General features: G+C 63.9%; 16 protein-coding genes. 3 read left to right on the plus strand and 13 right to left on the minus strand.

Annotation, left to right across the window (positions count from 1 at the left end; translation table 11 throughout):
- Positions 1-52: 52 nt before the first annotated feature.
- The 7 genes from NHH88_00680 to NHH88_00710 form a co-directional block, all read right to left on the minus strand.
- Positions 53-2,821, minus strand: a complete 2,769-nt coding sequence (locus NHH88_00680; GenBank protein ID USX14345.1) for an EAL domain-containing protein — start codon at positions 2,819-2,821, stop codon at positions 53-55.
- Positions 2,822-2,992: 171 nt separating this feature from the next.
- The gene (locus tag NHH88_00685; protein ID USX14346.1) at positions 2,993-4,438 is read right to left on the minus strand and encodes a hypothetical protein; all 1,446 of its coding nucleotides are present in this window, start codon (positions 4,436-4,438) and stop codon (positions 2,993-2,995) included.
- 242 nt (positions 4,439-4,680) lie between these two features.
- On the minus strand, positions 4,681-7,044 hold the full coding sequence (locus NHH88_00690) for a YgiQ family radical SAM protein (GenBank protein USX17498.1): 2,364 nt from the start codon (positions 7,042-7,044) through the stop codon (positions 4,681-4,683).
- A 225-nt stretch (positions 7,045-7,269) separates the two neighbouring features.
- Complete coding sequence (locus NHH88_00695; GenBank protein USX14347.1) at positions 7,270-7,548, minus strand: DUF4404 family protein; 279 nt, start codon at positions 7,546-7,548, stop codon at positions 7,270-7,272.
- A gap of 19 nt (positions 7,549-7,567) precedes the next feature.
- Positions 7,568-7,777 carry a VF530 family protein gene (locus NHH88_00700; protein ID USX14348.1) on the minus strand — a complete coding sequence of 70 codons (210 nt, stop codon included), beginning with the start codon at positions 7,775-7,777 and terminating at the stop codon, positions 7,568-7,570.
- 193 nt (positions 7,778-7,970) lie between these two features.
- Entirely contained in the window at positions 7,971-10,112 is a 2,142-nt protein-coding gene (locus NHH88_00705) for a M3 family metallopeptidase (GenBank protein ID USX14349.1), read from the minus strand.
- 108 nt (positions 10,113-10,220) lie between these two features.
- Positions 10,221-12,350: a M3 family metallopeptidase gene (locus NHH88_00710; GenBank protein ID USX14350.1), complete on the minus strand. Its 2,130-nt coding sequence runs from the start codon at positions 12,348-12,350 to the stop codon at positions 10,221-10,223.
- Positions 12,351-12,659: 309 nt separating this feature from the next.
- Here NHH88_00710 and NHH88_00715 point away from each other — a divergent pair, with 309 nt between their 5' ends.
- Positions 12,660-13,442, plus strand: coding sequence for a hypothetical protein (locus NHH88_00715; GenBank protein ID USX14351.1), 783 nt, complete (start codon positions 12,660-12,662; stop codon positions 13,440-13,442).
- A 13-nt stretch (positions 13,443-13,455) separates the two neighbouring features.
- Here the strand turns inward: NHH88_00715 and NHH88_00720 are convergent, their stop codons facing one another.
- The 3 genes from NHH88_00720 to NHH88_00730 all read right to left on the minus strand — a co-directional run bounded on the left by NHH88_00720 (position 13,456) and on the right by NHH88_00730 (position 14,771).
- The gene (locus NHH88_00720; protein USX14352.1) at positions 13,456-14,031 is read right to left on the minus strand and encodes a TMEM175 family protein; all 576 of its coding nucleotides are present in this window, start codon (positions 14,029-14,031) and stop codon (positions 13,456-13,458) included.
- A gap of 78 nt (positions 14,032-14,109) precedes the next feature.
- Positions 14,110-14,535, minus strand: a complete 426-nt coding sequence (locus NHH88_00725) for a type II toxin-antitoxin system VapC family toxin (protein USX14353.1) — start codon at positions 14,533-14,535, stop codon at positions 14,110-14,112.
- Positions 14,535-14,771, minus strand: coding sequence for a type II toxin-antitoxin system prevent-host-death family antitoxin (locus NHH88_00730; protein ID USX14354.1), 237 nt, complete (start codon positions 14,769-14,771; stop codon positions 14,535-14,537). Before NHH88_00730 ends, NHH88_00725 begins: the two co-directional genes overlap by 1 nt.
- Positions 14,772-14,926: 155 nt before the next feature.
- Here NHH88_00730 and NHH88_00735 point away from each other — a divergent pair, with 155 nt between their 5' ends.
- Complete coding sequence (locus NHH88_00735; protein ID USX14355.1) at positions 14,927-15,229, plus strand: hypothetical protein; 303 nt, start codon at positions 14,927-14,929, stop codon at positions 15,227-15,229.
- A gap of 45 nt (positions 15,230-15,274) precedes the next feature.
- On the opposite strand, the gene NHH88_00740 is transcribed toward NHH88_00735, so the two are convergent.
- On the minus strand, positions 15,275-15,721 hold the full coding sequence (locus NHH88_00740; GenBank protein ID USX14356.1) for an SRPBCC family protein: 447 nt from the start codon (positions 15,719-15,721) through the stop codon (positions 15,275-15,277).
- A gap of 126 nt (positions 15,722-15,847) precedes the next feature.
- The gene (locus tag NHH88_00745; GenBank protein USX14357.1) at positions 15,848-16,996 is read right to left on the minus strand and encodes a GGDEF domain-containing protein; all 1,149 of its coding nucleotides are present in this window, start codon (positions 16,994-16,996) and stop codon (positions 15,848-15,850) included.
- Positions 16,997-17,198: 202 nt separating this feature from the next.
- Between NHH88_00745 and NHH88_00750 the strand changes: the two genes are divergently transcribed.
- Complete coding sequence (locus tag NHH88_00750) at positions 17,199-17,666, plus strand: heme-degrading domain-containing protein (protein USX14358.1); 468 nt, start codon at positions 17,199-17,201, stop codon at positions 17,664-17,666.
- A 17-nt stretch (positions 17,667-17,683) separates the two neighbouring features.
- On the opposite strand, the gene NHH88_00755 is transcribed toward NHH88_00750, so the two are convergent.
- A complete protein-coding gene (locus NHH88_00755; protein USX14359.1) occupies positions 17,684-17,896 on the minus strand; it encodes a SlyX family protein in 213 nt (70 codons plus the stop codon).
- Positions 17,897-17,904: the final 8 nt, after the last annotated feature.

Here is a 17,904-nt window from a genome sequence, read left to right on the forward strand (position 1 = left end):
GGTTGCGATTTCAATAACATTACGAATGAGTAATATTCTCGTCTATGCGGGCTCATTCGGCGGCGGCGGACTTGAGGAAGGCGTCGAAATCGTCGGCCGGCATCGGCTTGGCGAACAGGTAGCCCTGCCCGTAGTCGCAGCCGGCGGCGGCCAGCAGCTCGCGCTGCTCGGGCGTTTCGACGCCCTCGGCGATCACTTTCAGCCCCAGCTTGTGCGCCATGACGATGATCGCGCCCGACAAGGCCATGTCGCTCGAGTCGGCCGCCAGGTTGCGCGTGAACGAGCGGTCGATCTTTAAATAGTCGATGTCGAATTTCTTCAGGTACGACAGCGACGAGTAGCCGGTGCCGAAGTCGTCCAGCGCGACCTGGATGCCGGCGTCGCGCAGCTGCAGCAGCTTGTTGCTGACGGCCGTGTTGGCGTCGAGCAGCAATCCTTCGGTGATTTCCACCACCACCGATTGGCCCGGCAAATCCAGCGCCCGCAAATGGTCGAGCCAGGCCACATAACAGCCGTCCTCGCGCTGGAACTCCAGCGGCGACTGGTTGATGCTGACCTGGAAATCCGGATGGTGCTCGCTGCGCCAGCGCCGCACCCACTGCGCCGATTCGCGGAACACCCATTCGCCGATGCCGGAGATCAGCCCGCTCGCCTCGGCCAACGGGATGAACTCCAGCGGGCTGACGACGCCGCGCTGCGGGTGGTTCCAGCGGATCAGCGCCTCGGCCTTGTGGATGCGCCCGCTCGCCAGGTCGACGATGGGCTGGAAGTACAGCGCGAACTGCTCGCCGGCGAGCGCGCCGCGCAGGTCGTTGGTCAGGCGCATGCGGTTGAGCGCGGCCACCTGCAGGGTCGGCGTGAAGAAGCTGTAGCGGTTGCGCCCGGCGCCCTTGGCCGCGTACATGGCCTGGTCGGCGTGCTTGAGCAGGTCGCCGATGTCGAGCGCGTCGTCCGGGTACAGGGTGATGCCGATGCTGGCCGACACGAACGCCTGCTCCTGCCCCAGCGCGAACGGCGCGCGCAGGCTGTCGATGATCTGCTGCGCGATGCGCTCGACGCGGTCGGTCTGGCCCAGCGTCGACAGGATCACGGTGAACTCGTCGCCGCCGAGCCGCGCGACGGTGTCGGATTTGCGCACGCAGGCGCTGATGCGGCGCGCCGCGTCCACCAGCAGGATGTCGCCCTGGTGGTGGCCGAGCGTGTCGTTGACCTCCTTGAAGTGGTCCAGGTCGATAAACAGCACGGCCAGGCTGGAGCGCTCGCGCTGGCAGACGACGATGTCGTGCGCCAGCCGGTCGTGGAACATGCGCCGGTTGGGCAGCTGCGTCAGGGTGTCGAAGTTGGCCTGCTGCCAGATCAGGGTCTCGCTCTGCTTCTTGGCCGTGACGTCCTCGATCATGCACAGGTGGTGCGGCTGGCTGGCGGCCTCGGTGTCGAGCACGGTGATCGACATGTCGATCCAGGCCATGTCGCCGTTCGGAAGGTACATGCGGCTGGTGGCCTTGAAGCCGGTCGAACCCTGCGCCGTCAACATGGCCATCTGCGCCTTGATCTGGGCGGCGTCGTCCGGATGGGCGATGTCGAGCCACTTGCCGGCGCGCAGCTCCTGCTGCGAGCGGCCGACGATGTCGAGGTAGCGCAGGTTCAGGTCGCGGTATTCGTAGCTGACCGAGTCGACCAGCGCGATGCCCAGCGGCGAGGCCTCGAACATGGTGCGAAAGCGCTGTTCGCCCTTGCGGATGGCGTCGAGCGCGCGCTTGCGTTCGCGCGCCAGCAGGCTGAAGTGGACCGTCGCCGCCAGCACCAGCGCCAGCGCGACCGCGCCCAGCACCCGGTACAGCCACACCAGGCTGGCGCGCTTGTCGTCGCCGTCGTACAGGAAGCCGTCGAAGCTGACCGCCTTGGGCAGCATGCCCAGCCCGGCGTAGACGTCGGCGATGTGGCGCCAGCGCTCCGGGTTCATGTAGCCGACCTCGACGAGCACCGGCTGCACCAGCCCCACCATCTGGCGCGCCTCGTACAGCAGGTGCCGGCGGTCGTTGCGGCGCGAGTACTTGTTCAGGATCAGGTCGACGGTCTCTTCCTGGTGGCTCATCGCCCATTGCCAGCCGCGCATGGTGGCGGCGCGGAAGGCGCGCACCCGCTCCGGATGGCTGGCGATCTCGCGCTCGCTGGTGAACAGGTTGTCGCCGTAGAAGTCGATGCCGACCGCGCGCGGGCTGTAGATATCGTACGGAAAGCCGACCCGGTCGAACAGGTCGGGCTCGTTGGTCGTGTAGACGGCCATGGCGTCGACCCGGCCCTCGATCAGGTCGTGCGGATCGAAACTGGGCGCCACGCGCTGGATGCTGCCGACCGGCACGCCCTCCTTGGCCAGGTAGGCCAGCAATTCGTCGGCGTTGCCGGCCTCGTCGGAAAGCGAGCCGATCATCGCCCGCTTGCCGATCACGCGGCGGATGTCGGGCTCGCCGCCGGACTGGCGCATCGCCAGCCCGTACGGCGAATGCTGGAAGATCACGCCCAGCACCACCACCGGCTTGCCGGCCAGCCGCGCCAGCAACAGGCTGCTGCCGGCCACGCCGTACTCGGCCTTGCCGGACAACACGTCGCGCTCGGCCTCGTTGCCGTCCGCGCCCTCGAGGATGCGCACGTCGAGCCCGGCGTCGCGGTAATAGCCCTGTTCGATCGCGGCGTAGTAGCCGGCGAACTGGAATTGATGCAGATGCTTGAGCCGCAGCGTGACTTTGTCCTGCGCGACGGTCGGCGCGGCGACCAGCAACAGCACAAGGAGGGAGAGGATGACGCGTATGCGGGATGGCACTAGTGGTCCTGGAGCGAAAGAGCTAGGCAAATTGTAGCCGCTCCACAGCGTTTGCCGGTGCTTTATGACATGTCATCGGTACAAAAAGCAACGGACGGACCGGCGCGCGCCGTCCGTCCGCCTCCCGCCGGCGCCAACCGGTGGCGGCGCCGCGCTTTGTGGCCTGGTGCGCTAGTTCGGCACGTTGACCGGCACCGGCGCGTACGGGGCGTTGGCGCCATTGCCCAGCTGGCCTTCCACATTGCGGCCCCAGCCCCACAGCGTGTCATCCGCTTTCAGGCCGAAGCTGTGCGACATGCCGGAGGTGACGGATTTCCAGTTGGCGCCGGTCCCGAGCTGCAGCGGCACCGGGGAATCGGTGCCGCCGGTGCCCAGTTGGCCCTCGGTGTTGGCGCCCCAGCTCCACAAGGTGCCGTCGTTGCGCAGGCCGACGGTGTGCTGCGCGCCCGCCGACAACTGCGACCAGTTGCCGTCGGTGCCGATCTGCACCGGCGCGGTGACGTCGGTCAAGGTGCCGGTGCCCAGCTGGCCATAGGTGTTCTGGCCCCATGCATACAAGGTGCCGGAGGTGGTGATCGCGGTCGAGTGGAAGGCGCCGGCCGCCACCGAGGTGTACTTGAGCGTGCCGATCTTGGCCGGCGCCGTCACATCGGTGCGGCTGGCGTTGCCGACCTGGCCGTTCACGTTGCCGCCCCAGCCATACAGATCGTTGGTGTCGCGCTGGATCGCCAGCGAATGGGTGTCGCCGGCGGCAATCGAGGCCCACAGCAGCACGCCGATCTTGGCCGGCGCCGTGCGGTTGCCGGTCAGGGCGACGTCGCCGAGCTGGCCCTTGTCGTTGCGGCCCCACGCGTACAGGTTGCCGTTGACCTTCAGCGCCAGCACGTGGGCCTTGCCCGCGGCCACCACGGCCCAGTCCTTGGCGGTACCGACCTGGGTCGGCACGGCGCGGTTGACCTGGGTGCCGTCACCCAGCTGGCCGTCCTGGTTGTAGCCCCATGCCCACATGGTGCCGTCGTTGCGGATCGCCACGGCGAACTGGTCGCCGACGGCCACCTGTTTCCAGGTCGGGCTCGCGCCGGCCACCAGCACCGGCGCGTTGCGGTCGATGGTGGTGCTGTCGCCCAACTGCGACTTGATGTTCGAGCCCCAGCTATAGAGATTGCCGTCGGCCTTGCGCGCGATGGTCTGGTAGCCGCCGGCGGTCACGCCCATCCATGGCGCCGTGACCGTGATGGGCAAGGTGCCGACCACGCTGTCGACCGTGGCGGTGACGTTCTCGGTGCCGACGGCCCTGGCCGTGAGCGAGCCGTTGGTGGCCACCGCCAGCACCTTGCCGTTGGTCGGCGCCCAGATCAGGCCGGTGGCGGCCGTCAGCGCCTTGGTGCTGCCGTCCGAATAGCTGCCGGTGGCGACCAATACCTTGGGCGCCGTGCCGACCGCGATCGTGGTGGCGTTGCCGGGCACGGTGATGGCGATGCTGCGCAAGGTCGGCGCCGTGGCGGCGGGAGGCGTCGCCGCCGAATCGCCGCCGCCGCCACCGCCGCAGGCGGCCAACACCGCCAGCAGGGCCACCATCGGCACGTGCAGCAGGGACGAGAATTTAAAGTTTTTCATGATGATCCAGTTTCACAGTGAAAGTCTGCGTTGCCGGCCGCCGGAGATGACAGCCATCCTCGACCAGTGTAGTCGGAAGGGCCACGCCCGCATCGCTGGAGCAGGACCGAATTAGCCGTGCAATTTGACCGATGCAACTATTTAGCAACATTTCCAGAGTGGATGTACGAAAAAAAAGCAGATACATCGCTGCATCTGCTTTTTGTGTACCTGCTTTTCGGCAGGGCGCCGGCGGTGCGGCCTTACTTGCGGCCGCGCGGCGCGGCGGCCGGCGCGCGCGCCGGTTTGCCGCCCTTGGCCGGGGCCGATGCGGCCGGCTTCTTGACCTTGATGGTGTCGAGGATGGACGCGCGCACCTTGGTCTCGAGCGACTGGCGCGCCGTGAGCGAACCGGTCAACGCGTTGGCGCGCTGGCCCTGGCCACGTTGTTGAGGCTGAGCCGACGCCACGATGCCGGACTTGGCGCCCTTCCTGGGGGCGGCACCCGGCAGCGGCAGCGCCGAGGCCGGGCCACGGCGGCCGTCGGTGCTCGGATTGCTGGTCGCTTCGCCCGCCGACCAGCTCGGGATCAAATGCTTGTCGCCGTTGCCGATCAAATCGCCACGGCCCATGGCCGCCAGCGCCTCGCGCAGGATCGGCCAGTTCTCCGGGTCCTGGTAGCGCAGGAAAGCCTTGTGCGTGCGGCGTATCTTGCCGCTGCGGGCCGTCTCGACGGTTTCCGAATCGGCCGTCACCTTGCGCAGCGGATTCTTGCGCGTGTGGTACATGGTGGTGGCCATCGCCATCGGCGTCGGCATGAAGGTCTGCACCTGGTCGAGCTTGAAGTTGTTCTTCTTCAGCCACAGCGCCAGGTTCAGCATGTCCAGGTCGGTCGTGCCCGGGTGGGCGGCGATGAAGTACGGGATCAGGTACTGCTTCTTGCCGGCTTCCAGCGAGAAGCGGTCGAACATTTCCTTAAACTCGTCGTAGGCGCCGATGCCCGGCTTCATCATCTTCGACAGCGTGTTCTCTTCGGTGTGCTCGGGCGCGATCTTGAGCAGGCCGCCGACGTGGTGCGTGACCAGCTCCTTGACGTACTCGGGCGAACGCACGGCGATGTCGTAGCGCAGGCCCGACGAGATCAGGATCTTCTTCACGCCCGGAATGGCGCGCGCCTTGCGGTACAGCGAGATCAGCTTGCTGTGGTCGGTGCCGAGGTTGACGCAGATCGACGGGTACACGCACGACAGGCGGCGGCACGATTCCTCGATCTTCGGGTCCTTGCAGGCCAGGCGGTACATATTGGCGGTCGGCCCGCCCAGGTCGGAAATGGTGCCGGTAAAGCCCTTGGTCTTGTCGCGGATGTGCTCGATCTCGCGCAGGATGGACGGCTCCGAGCGGCTCTGGATGATGCGGCCTTCGTGCTCGGTGATCGAGCAGAAGGTGCAGCCGCCGAAGCAGCCGCGCATGATGTTGACCGAAAAACGGATCATTTCCCACGCCGGGATGCGGGCCTTGCCGTACGACGGATGCGGCGCGCGCGCGTAGTTCATGTCGTAGACGCCGTCCATCTCGTCCATGCGCAGCGGCAGCGGCGGCGGATTGATCCACACGTCGCGCTCGCCGTGCGCCTGCACCATGGCGCGGGCGTTGCCGGGATTCGATTCCAGGTGGAAAACGCGCGAGGCGTGCGCGTACATCACCGGGTCTTCGCTGACGGTCTCGTACGACGGCAGCCGCACCACGGTCTTGTGGTGCTTTTCCTTTTCCATCGCCTGGCGCTCTTCGCGGCTCATGATGCGGATGGTTTTGACGACTTCGACAGGGGCGACCGGCTGAGGCTTGGGCTCGACCATGGCTTCGTTGACCTCGGCCTCACCGCCGGCCGCAGCCTTGGCGCCGCCGTTTTCGGTGGCGCACGACGAGGTGTTCTGCTGCACCATCATGTACGGATCGACGTGCGGATCGACCTTGCCCGGCGTATCCATGCGGGTGCTGTTGTTGACGCCCCATTCCTCGCTCGGCAGCCAGCCGGCCGGCACCATGAAGGCGGTGCCGCGCAGGTCGCGGATGGCCTTGATGTCCTCGCCCGCGGCCATGCGGTGGGTCAGGTCGACTAGCGCGCGCTCGGCGTTGCCGAAGATCAGCAGATCGGCCTTGGAATCGGTCAGCACCGAACGGCGCACCTTGTCGGACCAATAATCGTAGTGGGCGATGCGGCGCAGCGACGCCTCGATCGAGCCGATGACGACCGGCGTGCCGGGGAAGGCTTCGCGCACGCGCTGGGCGTAGACGGTGACGGCGCGGTCGGGCCGCTTGTTCGGCTCGCCGTTGGCGGTGTAGGCGTCGTCGGAGCGGATCTTGCGGTCGGCCGTGTAGCGGTTAACCATCGAATCCATATTGCCGGCGGTGATGCCGTAGTACAGGCGCGGCTTGCCGAGCGCGCGGAAGGCCTCGGCCGAGGTCCAGTCGGGCTGGCTGATGATGCCGACGCGGAAGCCTTGCGCCTCCAACAGACGGCCGACCAGCGCCATGCCGAAGCTCGGATGGTCGATGTAGGCGTCGCCGGTGACCAGGATCACGTCGCACTCGTCCCAGCCGAGCGCGTCCATCTCGGCGCGGGACATCGGCAGGAAAGGCGCGGCGGCAGCGCGGGCAGACCGCTTCGGGACGGTCGCAAATAAATTGGTAGGGGAGATCATATCGGACAGCATTGTACCGGAAATGCCATCCCTCCGCTCACGGGGCGCGGAAAATTCTTTTAGTATTCAACAACTTGTGACGAAAGCGCCAGTATTATCGGTCGATAAACGCTGGCGCTTCGACACCGCCCGGGCGGGCGGCGGCAAGCTTTAAACGCCGATATTGGACAGCATGCGGCCCAGTTCGCGCAGCGCCGGCTCCAGTTTGGGGTGTTCGGCGGCGAATTTGGCCGAAATTTCCTGCGAACGCTCGGCCAGCCCGTAGGTGGTGGTGCCGCCGTCGGGCTGTTCTTCCTTGCCGCGCTCGAGCAGCGCCTGGATGTCGCCGTCCAGCTGCACCAGCAATTCCTGCAGCTCGGCGTCGACCGGGCCGGCATTGGCCAGGTTGGCCTGCAGGGTTTTGAGCGATGTTTTCAGATTACTGTCCATGATGCTTATCCCTCGTTGTTCAATCGGCAAATTTAGTGGTCACGTACAACTCTTCGACCTTGGTCCTTGCCCACGGAGTCTTGCGCAAAAACTTCAGGCTGGATTTAACGCTTGGATCGCTGATGAAACAATTGATATCGATCCGCTGGGCCAGCTGTTCCCAGCCGTAATGCTTGTGCAAACGGGTGACGATGGCTTCCAGCGTGACGCCGTTCAGTTCGTTGCTCATGTGTTGCTGCTCATGGTTATATCTTACTCAAAAAATGAAAGGGCCGAAGCCGATTCTACACAAATCGGGTTCGGCCTCGGGTTCCGGGTGAACGAATCAAACCCGTATGCGTTTGGCGCCATGCATGCGTTATCGCTTAGGGGTCGGACCCAGAAGGGTCCGACCCCGCATGGGGGTGCGGGTTTACGAGAGATTACTTCTCGGTCAAACCCCGACGTTCCAGCAGCGGCTCGATCTTGGCGTCGCGGCCGCGGAATTCGCGGAACATTTGCATCGCGTCCATCGTGCCGCCCTTTGACAGCAGCATCTTGCGGAAGTAATCGCCGTTCTTGCGCAGCATGCCGCCGTTTTCGTTGAACCATTCGACGGTGTCGGCGTCCAGGCGCTCGGACCACAAGTAGCCGTAGTAACCGGCCGAATAGCCGCCCGAGAACACGTGCGAGAAGTACGTGGTGCGGTAGCGCGGCGGCACCGGCGCGTAGTCGACGCCGGCGGCCTTCAACGATGCCGCTTCAAAGCCCAGCACGTCGGTCGGGATTTGCGACGCGCCCAGCTGGTGCCATTTCTGGTCCAGGATCGACGCGGCCAGGTACTCGGTGGTGCGGAAACCTTCGTTGAATTTCTTCGAAGCGATCACCTTGTCGAGCAACTCCTGCGGCATGGCGGCGCCGGTCTGGTAGTGCTTGGCGTAGTTGGCCAGCACTTCCGGCTGGGTCGACCACATCTCGTTGACCTGCGACGGGAATTCGACGAAGTCGCGGGGCACACGGGTGCCGGCGAAGCGCGGGTATTTGACGTTCGAGAACATGCCGTGCAGCGCGTGGCCGAACTCGTGGAACAAGGTGCGCAGTTCGTCGTAGGTCAGCAAGGTCGGCTCGCCGTCGTTCGGCTTAGGAATGTTGAGGTGGTTGGCCACCACCGGCTGCGTGCCCATCAGCGACGATTGCGACACGTAGGCATTCATCCAGGCGCCGCCGCGCTTGTTGCTGCGGGCGTAGAAGTCGGCGATGAAGATGGCCAGTTGCTTGCCGTCGGCGTCGATGACGTCGAACACGCGCACGTCCGGGTTGTACACCGGCAGGTCCTTGCGCTCCTTGAACGACAGGCCGTAGACCTTGTTGGCGGCGAAGAACACTCCGTTTGTCAGCACGCTGTTCAGCTCGAAGTACGGCTTGAGCTGGTTCTGGTCGAAGTTGAAGCGCTCGGCGCGCACCTTGTCGCTGTAGAACGACCAGTCGTGGGCGGCCAGCTGGAAACTATTACCATTCGCACCCTTCTCCTTGTCGATCACCTGCTGGATCTCGGCGCCCTCTTTCTTGGCGTTGGCGACGGCCGGACGGGCGAACTCGGACAGCATCTTGTTGACCGCTTCCGGATCGTGCGCGGTCTGGTCTTCCAGCGCGTACGCGGCGAAGCTTGGATAGCCCAGCAACGCGGCCTTGTCGGCGCGCAGCTTGGCCAGTTGCAGCACCACTTGCGTGTTGTCGAACTTGCCGCCGTGGCTGCCGCGCGTCAGCGACGCGGCCATCAGGCGCTCGCGCGTGGCGCGGTTGGTCAGCACGGCCAGGTTGGCCTGGCCGGAGGTATTGACGACCGGGATGGCGAATTTGCCTTCCAGGCCGCGTTTGTTGGCGACGATGGCGGCGGCGTCGATCGCCTTGTCGGTCATGCCGGCCAGTTCCTCGCGGGTGTCGACGATCAGCGCCGAGGCGTTGGCTTCCTCCAGCACGTTTTGCGCGAAGGTGGTTTGCAGCTTGGCCAGCTCGGCGTTCATGGCCTTGAGCTTGTCCTTGTCGGCGGCCGACAGCTTGGCGCCGGCACGCACGAAGTCGGTGTTGTAGCGTTCCAGCAGGTATTTCGACTCGGCGTCGAGGTTCAGCTTGTCGCGCTTGTCGTACAGCGACTTGATGCGGGCATACAGCTTGCCGTTGAGGCGGATCGCGTCGCTGTGGGCGGCCAGTTTCGGCGACAGCTCGCGCTCGAGCGCCTTGAAGGTGTCGTTGGTGTTGGCGCCGGACAGGTTGCCGAACACGCTGGAGACGCGCGACAGCAGCTGGCCCGATTTTTCCATCGCGACGATGGTGTTGTCGAAGGTGGCCGGCTTCTTGTTGTTGGCGATGGCTTCGATCTCGGCGGCCTGCTGGCGCATGCCTTCGGTGAACGCCGGCGCGTAGTCGTCGTCCTTGATCTTGTCGAACTGCGGGTAGCCGTATTGCAGCGGGCTCACCTTGGCGAACGGGTTGCTCGCCGCCAGCAGCGAGGCGGGTTGGGCGGCGTGGGCAACGCTACAGATCGCGGCGACGCCGGCGGCAATGATCAGGTTGGTGCGATTCATGTTATCCCTTGGTGTATAAGTGGTTGTAACCCCGCACGGCGCTCAGTCGCGGGGTCGTACCCCTTGGGGTACGACCCCTCGTACGGGGTGCGGGTTTGGCTTTCTCTATTACTTGCCGGTCAGGCCACGGCGCTCCAGCAGCGGCTCGATGACAGGATCGCGGCCACGGAAATTGTGGAACAGATTCATCGCATCGTCCGTGCCGCCGCGCGACAGCAGCTTGGCGCGGAACCAGTCGCCGTTCTCGCGTTTCAGGCCGCCCTTCTCCTTGAACCATTCGACGGTGTCGGCGTCCAGCTTCTCCGACCACAGGTAGGCGTAGTAGCCGGCCGAATACCCGCCCGAGAAGCTATGCGAGAAATACGTGGTGCGGTAGCGCGGCGGCACCGGCGCGAAATCGACGCCCATGTCCTTCAGCGACTGCGCCTCGAAGCCCAGCACGTCGGTCGGGATCTGCGCCGGGGTCAGCTGGTGCCAGCGCTGGTCCAGCAGCGACGCGGCCAGGTACTCGGTGGTCATGAAACCCTGGTTGAACTTTTTCGATGCGACCACCTTGTCCAGCAATTCCTTCGGCATCGGCGCGCCGGTCTTGTAGTGCTTGGCGTAGTTGGCCAGCACTTCCGGCCATACGGCCCACATCTCGTTCACTTGCGACGGATACTCGACGAAGTCGCGCGGCACGCTGGTGCCGGAGAAACGCGGATACTTCACGTTCGAGAACATGCCGTGCAGCGCGTGGCCGAACTCGTGGAACGCGGTCTTGACCTCGTCGTAGGTCAGCAGGGTCGGCTCGCCGGCCGGCGGCTTAGGAATGTTGAGGTGGTTGGCCACCACCGATTTGGTGCCCAGCAGCGACGATTGCGAGATGTACTCGTTCATCCACGCGCCGCCCTGCTTGTTGCCACGGGCGTACATGTCGGCCAGGAAGATGGCCAGCTGCTTGCCGTCGGCGTCGAACACGTCGAACACGCGCACGTCCGGGTTGTACACCGGCAGATCCTTGCGCTCCTTGAAGGTGATGCCGTACAGCTTGGTGGCGGCGAAGAAGACGCCGTTGATCAGCACGTTATCCAGTTCGAAGTAAGGCTTCAGCTGGTTCTCGTCGAAGGCGAAGCGTTGCGCGCGCACCTTGTCGGTGTAGTAGGCCCAGTCGGCCGCGCCGATCTTGAAGGCACCCTTCTCGGCGTCGACCACGGCTTGCAGGTCGGCCGCTTCCTTCCTGGCGTTGGTGACGGCCGGCGGGGCCAGTTCGCCCAGCAGCTTGTTGACGGCGGCCGTATCGTGCGCGGTCTGGTCTTCCAGCGAGTAGGCGGCGTAGTTGGCGTAGCCCAGCAGGGTGGCCTTCTCGGCGCGCGCCTTGGCGATCTTCAGCACCACCTGGCGGTTGTCGAACTCGCCGCCATTGGCGCCGCGCGACAGCGACACGGCCATCAGCTTGTCGCGCACGGCGCGGCTCTTGAGCACGGCCAGCGGCGGCTGGCCGCTTGTGTTGACCAGCGCGATCAGGAACTTGCCATCCTTGCCTTTGGCCTTGGCGGCCGCGGCGGCCGCGTCGATCTCGGCGTCGCTCATGCCGGCCAGTTCCTCGCGGGTATCGACCAGCAGCGCCGACGCGTTGGTTTCCTTCAGCACGTTTTGCGTGAAGGTGGTCTGCAGGGTGGCGATGACGCCGTTGAGCGCCTTCAGTTTTTCCTTGTCGGCGGCCGACAGGTTGGCGCCGGCGCGGACGAAATCGGTGTGATAGCGTTCCAGCAGGTGCTTCGATTCGGCGTCCAGTTTCAGGTTGTCGCGCTTGTCATACAGCGCCTTGACGCGCGCGTACAGCTTGGCGTTCAGATAGATGGCGTCGCCATGGGCGGCCAGCTTGGGCGACATTTCGCTGTCGATGGCGTCGAGCTTGTCGTTGGTATTGGCACCTTGCAGGTTGGCGAAGGTGGTTTGCACGCGCGTCAGCAGCGCGCCGGATTTCTCCATCGCCACGATGGTGTTGTCGAACGTGGCCGCTTTCTTGTTGTTGGCGATGGCATCGATTTCCTTCAGTTGCAGGCGCATGCCTTCCGCGTAGGCGGGCAGGAAATGCTCATCCTTGATCTTGTCGAAGGCCGGATAGTGGAACGGCAAGGTGCTGGCGGTGGCCAACGGGTTGCCGGCCAGGGAGGCGGCCGGAGCGGCCAGAACTGTCTGGGAAAAAGCCAGGCCAAGGGCGACGGCGACAACAAGCATCTGAGGACGGGACATGATCTGGATCTTTCAATAAGCGCCAAGAAAAATGCCGGCGCGGCGAAGCGCGGCACGGAAGCGCAAGATCATATCAGGGTGATATACAGACAGTCACTCGCAAAAAATGGTGCACTGCACTTGATTGGAAAGCGGCGCCATTTTCCGAAGAATGCTTTGTTGAGGCGGGTTTTTTATCGTGGATGGACGTCAAGTAGCAATATCGGCCGTAGAAAAGGCGAGCCTTCTTCGACCCTCTCGCGGCAAACAATTGTTTGAATTGTTATTGTTTATATTAGTATTACGACATTCATTCTGGAGCCAGTTCCCATGCCGCGTATCCTGCTTGTTGCCGCCATGCTTGCCGCCGGTGCCACCGCCGTTCCGCGCGCCGCCGACGCCGCCGTCTCCCTGGCGGCTTACAAGAAGGTGGCGCCGCCGCCAGGCCTGTACCGTCTCGACCAGGACGGCACCATGCGTATGCCCGATGTGGACGCCAGCTTCCGGCAAAAGGAGGATGGCGCCACCGGTGACGTCAGCACCCGCAGTACCCAGGGCGGACAGAGCTACGACCGTCAATTCAAGGGCAAGGGGCCGAACACCTTCTGCGTCAAGTCCAGCGCGGGCAAGCCGGTGGCGCTCCCGCCCGAGATGGCGGCGGCGGCCTGCAAGAACCTATCGGAAAGCGCCACCGACGACACCATCGTGCTCGAGTCGCAGTGCTCGATCGGCAAGATCAAACTCACCATCCGCAAGCTGGGCAAGGACACCTGGGAATACCTGCACGAGGGCGACGTTAAGGTGCACAGTGGGGCGCCCGACATGAACGCCATGCGCCCGATGCTGGAGATCGCGGCGAAGAACGCCGCCACGCCGGAAGAACGGGCGCAGGCCAAGAAGATGTTGAAGGAGTTGCCGCAACAGCAGGCGGCTATGCAGGCGCAACTGGACGAAACCAGGGCCGCGATGCTCAAGGAACAAGCACAAGCCACCTCGCCCGAAGAGAAAGCCGCCATCGCGCAGGCGCTGCAGGCGATGGGGCAAGGCGGTCCGCGCATGCAGACCAACAGCCGCACGCTGTGGACGCGCATCGCCAACGGCTGCGCGCCGTAGGCGCGTGAGAAACTTACGAGCGCATCGCCGCCTCGATGCGGCGGTCGGGCAGGAACCACAGTATCGCCACCAGCACGAGCAACGTGAACGATGCCCACACCGCGACGAATGCCAGCGGCACTGCAAGGAAATACAGCACCATCGACGCCATGCCTTTGCGGTCCTTGCCGATGGCCTTGGCCAGCACGCGGTCCTTCGGATTGCAGGAGATCAGCATGTGCTCAAGGATGAAATAGGCCACCGAAGCCAGGAACAACGTGGCGGCGTAAAGCGCGACGGGCAGCGGCGCGAAATGGTTCTCCCCCATCCAGCCGGTGGCGAACGGGATCAACGACAGCCAGAACATCAGATGCAGGTTGGCCCACAGCACATTGCCGTTGACCACGGTCGAGGCGTGCAGCATGTGGTGGTGGTTGTTCCAATAAATGCCGACGTAGACGAAACTGAGCACATAGCTGAAAAACACCGGCACCAACGGCTCCAGCGCCGCCAGATCGGCACCATGCGGCACCTTTAGTTCCAGCACCATGATGGTGATGATGATCGCGATGACGCCATCGCTGAACGCCTCAAGCCTGCCTTTGCCCATGTGATTCCCCGGTGTTTTTTGTGGGCTGATTTTACAGGATGGCAGACAGCCTGGTGGCGTCCTGTCCTCCCCCATCGGTTAGGCTCGCATGAGCTGGCATCGAAGTCCGAAATGCGACGCTGCCTTTGCCATGATGCGATCAAAGGTCCACAGTTCGGCTTGGTATTCCTGGACCAAGGCCAAATGCAGTGCGTCGCCCGCGCGAACGCTTGTCTGCCATCCATCCAACATATGTGACGCCATACGATGGTCGTTGTCATCGACCGCAAGCCTGACTAACGCGGGCGCAACGACGTTCGCGAATGCATCAACTGCCTTCTTTGCTGCACGCTTTGTTATTAGCTTGCGCCGAACCTGTATGCCGAATGCCGACAGTAACTCCACCTCGGTCCAGCTACTGTAGGCGAGGGCATCACCGGGACTAGTCATCAAGCGCTCGGCAAGTTGGCTGCCGGATTCTGGGACCAGGAAAGCGATCAAGACACTGGTGTCGACATAGCGCATCAGAAACGATCCGAATCGCGCATTTTGCGAATGAATTCGGCGGCGGGCTCACCTCGATAACGAATGCCGGCCCGATGTTCGGCCAAGCTCGGAACTTGCTGGCGGGGCTGTTCGCTTTTAACGATCTTGACGACCGCTTTTCCACGCTTGGTGATCGTCACCTGCTCACCACTTTCCACTAACTCGACCAGCTTGCTAAGCTGGGCTTTCGCTTCAGCCAAAGAAAATGTGTACATGGGAACCTCATGACTATCTGGATAGTCATTTAATCATAGCACCGGGCGAAACCGACCGCACGGCCGGCTGTGGCGTTCGGAGCTGCGTCAATCGTGCGCTCTATCCCGCCCATGCGCAAGGGCGTAAAGTAGTGATCACTGCGGAGGAGCCCATCATGAACAGCAATCACCAGTCCCAGCAGGGCCAGCCTTACATCGCCGAGCGAGTCGCCCATCTGGAGACGGCGATTGACTACCAAGGCCAGGCCACATCAGGACTGCGCGACGAAATGCGGGCCGGCTTTGTCCGTACCGATGCCGGCTTCGTCCGTACCGACGCCGAGTTCGTTCGCGTGCACGAGCAATTGATGAAGATTCGCACCACGGACTTCCGCATTCTGTTGAGCATCTGCCTGACCACCGCCCTTGGCACGGCGGGCTTGATCGTCAAGGTCTATGGCCTGCTGCCGCCGCCTTGAGCGTCGATCATTGCGCCACCGCGTGCATACCTCACCCTTTGAAAACTACTGGCGAATCTCCGGCTCGACGAGTTGCGCCAGCAGCACCAGCGACTCCTGCCAACCCAGATAGCATGCCTCGGCCGGGATCACCGCCGGTATGCCTTCCTGCACGACCTTGATCTCCACGCCGCAGAACACCTCCCGCAAGGTCACGGTCGTCTGCATCTGGCCCGGCAGGTTGGGATCGTCGAACTTGGCCGTGTAGCGCAGCAACTCGTTTGGCACCAGTTCCAGGTATTCGCCGCCGAACGAGTGGCTGTCGCCGGTGGTGAAGTTGGTGAATGACATGCTGTAGGTGCCGCCGACCTTGGCATCCATCTGGTGGACCTTGCCGATAAAGCCAAACGGCGGCAGCCATTTGGCCATGGCGTCCGGGGTCAGGAAAGCGCGGTAAACCCGGTCCGGCGTGGACTTGAGGACGCGATGCAGTTGCACGGTATTGGTGGTCATAATCGATTCTCCTGAAAGAAGTAGAGGACAGCCCTCAGATGATACGACGAACGCCAAGCGGCCGATTCGACATCGGCCCGCATTTTTTTTTAACTATCGTGGCGCAGCTGCTGCAGCCTGGCCCGACTACCCGCCCAGCGTGACGGCCCGGCCCTGCGCCTTTGCCAGGTACAGCCCGGCGTCGGCGCGGCGCAGCATGGCCTCGATGCTGTCCGCATCCGACAGGCGCATGGCGATGCCGGCGCTGTACGACAGTTCGAAATCCAAGGTCGGCAACACATAATCGGTTAGCCAGTCGCGCAGGCGGCGGTCGTAGGCCTGGACGGCGGCGATGTCAGCACGGTTGAGCAGCACGCAGAATTCCTCGCCGCCGTAGCGGCAAAAGACGTCGCCGGTGCGGCTGACCGCCCGCAGCGCCGCCGCGAAGCGCTGCAGCGCGCGGTCGCCGGCGGCATGGCCGCGCGTGTCGTTCAGTTGCTTGAAGTGGTCGAGGTCGAGCATCAGCACACCCATCGGCTGCCGGTAGCGCACGCTGATCGCCAGGTCGACGCCGGCCTGCGCCAGCCAGGCGCGGCGGTTGAGGGCGCCGGTCAGGCCGTCGACCGTGGCGAGCCGCTCGAGCTCGCGCGCGGCCTCGTCGCGGTGGGCCAGCAGGATGGCCGCCAGCGACAGCACCACCGTGATGTTGGCCACCAGCGCGAACACCAGGTTGACCGCGTGCGGCGCGAAGAAATGGGGAAAGTCGACCGTGTAGAAGGCGCCCAGCGCGCCGCGCCAGGCGGTCACCACCATTTGCGCCAGCAGCGAGATCACCAGCAACCAGCGCCAGCGGCCGACCGGCGCCTGCGGCCGTCGGCACAGCGCCATGACCACCATCGCCATCTGCAGGGTCAGCAAACCATTGGCCCAGCCGACGCGGAAGGCGTAACTCGAAAAGCCTGCGCCGTAGCCGAGCGTCAGCAGCACGGCGATGATGGCTGGCGCGCGCGCGGTGGCCTGGCGGCCGCACCACAAATCGAAGGCGACCGCGTTGAACGCCATGCCGCCGGCGATGCAGCCCATCGACAAGGTCGACAGCAGGCGGTCGAGCCAGGCACCGGGCTCGCACATGCTCGACAGCAACAACAGCACCCAGCCGGCCGTTTGCAGGACGATGCCGACCTGCGCCCGCCGCGCGGGCCGGTTGACATGGCCCATGAAGTACGGCAACGCTACCGCCATCGTCAACATGTTGAGCGTCATGGCGATGAGCAGGGTGGAAACGTCGATTTGCATGAAAAACCACGGGAGGGCGTGGCGGGGCGCGGCACGCGGGCCGATAGTATAACGCACAACCATCTGTTCCATCAGACAACTTTATAGGCATTGACACAACTAAATATCGGTGTTGCGTCTTGCAGATGGGAACAAAGCGCCGAGCTCGGCTACACTGCGGTCTGCTACGCTTACCGACTAAGTACCCACTAAAGGATTATCGATGGAAAATTTCCCGGAGTTGCTCGACACGCTGACGCAGCAGGAAAAGGAATTGCAATTTACAGCCTTCGGCAGCGATACCGCGCTGGCGCTGGGCTTGAAGGTGGTCGAGCTGGCCAAAGACAGGCAAAAGAGCGTGACGATCAACATCACCGTCAACGGCAAGGTGCTGTTCCATCACGCGATGCAGGGCGCCTCGGCCGACCAGGCCGACTGGATACGCCGCAAGAACAATGTGGTGGAGCGCTTCGGCCGCTGCTCGTTCTTCATCGGCATCGACCATAAACACCGGGGCGTGGCGTTCGACGAGATCAAGTATCTCGATCCGGCCGACTACGCGGCCCACGGCGGCGCGTTCCCGATCACGATCAGGAACGTCGGCATGATCGGCACGGTGACGGTGTCGGGCCTGCGCCAGGCGGAAGACCACGCGATCGCCGTCGAGGCGTTGCGCGCGGTGCTGGTTTAAAACTCAGTATTCAGCAATTAATAGTGCGGCGGCGGCTCGTGCGCGAGCGCGCCGCCGCTGTTGCCCTGCGCCTGGTCGCGCACATGCTGGACCAGCGCGGCGCACATCTGCTCGAGCTTGTCGATCTGCTGTTGCTGCTCGTAGACGCGCTGGTTCAGCGACTCGACGATGTGCTCCTGGTGCGCCAGTTTGATTTCAATATCGATGAAGCGGTCTTCGGTGTTGCCCACGGCATGCT

Source organism: Oxalobacteraceae bacterium OTU3CAMAD1 (assembly GCA_024123915.1).
Lineage (GTDB): Bacteria > Pseudomonadota > Gammaproteobacteria > Burkholderiales > Burkholderiaceae_D > Rugamonas.

Coding starts and splice junctions, on each gene's coding strand:
- NHH88_00745 (USX14357.1), bottom strand. CDS start 16,996: ATGCAAATCGACGTTTCCACCCTGCTCATCGCCATGACGCTCAACATG.
- NHH88_00750 (USX14358.1), top strand. CDS start 17,199: ATGGAAAATTTCCCGGAGTTGCTCGACACGCTGACGCAGCAGGAAAAG.
- NHH88_00720 (USX14352.1), bottom strand. CDS start 14,031: ATGGGCAAAGGCAGGCTTGAGGCGTTCAGCGATGGCGTCATCGCGATC.
- NHH88_00715 (USX14351.1), top strand. CDS start 12,660: ATGCCGCGTATCCTGCTTGTTGCCGCCATGCTTGCCGCCGGTGCCACC.
- NHH88_00685 (USX14346.1), bottom strand. CDS start 4,438: ATGAAAAACTTTAAATTCTCGTCCCTGCTGCACGTGCCGATGGTGGCC.
- NHH88_00730 (USX14354.1), bottom strand. CDS start 14,771: ATGTACACATTTTCTTTGGCTGAAGCGAAAGCCCAGCTTAGCAAGCTG.
- NHH88_00700 (USX14348.1), bottom strand. CDS start 7,777: ATGAGCAACGAACTGAACGGCGTCACGCTGGAAGCCATCGTCACCCGT.
- NHH88_00705 (USX14349.1), bottom strand. CDS start 10,112: ATGAATCGCACCAACCTGATCATTGCCGCCGGCGTCGCCGCGATCTGT.
- NHH88_00710 (USX14350.1), bottom strand. CDS start 12,350: ATGTCCCGTCCTCAGATGCTTGTTGTCGCCGTCGCCCTTGGCCTGGCT.
- NHH88_00740 (USX14356.1), bottom strand. CDS start 15,721: ATGACCACCAATACCGTGCAACTGCATCGCGTCCTCAAGTCCACGCCG.
- NHH88_00725 (USX14353.1), bottom strand. CDS start 14,535: ATGCGCTATGTCGACACCAGTGTCTTGATCGCTTTCCTGGTCCCAGAA.
- NHH88_00690 (USX17498.1), bottom strand. CDS start 7,044: ATGTCCCGCGCCGAGATGGACGCGCTCGGCTGGGACGAGTGCGACGTG.
- NHH88_00695 (USX14347.1), bottom strand. CDS start 7,548: ATGGACAGTAATCTGAAAACATCGCTCAAAACCCTGCAGGCCAACCTG.
- NHH88_00735 (USX14355.1), top strand. CDS start 14,927: ATGAACAGCAATCACCAGTCCCAGCAGGGCCAGCCTTACATCGCCGAG.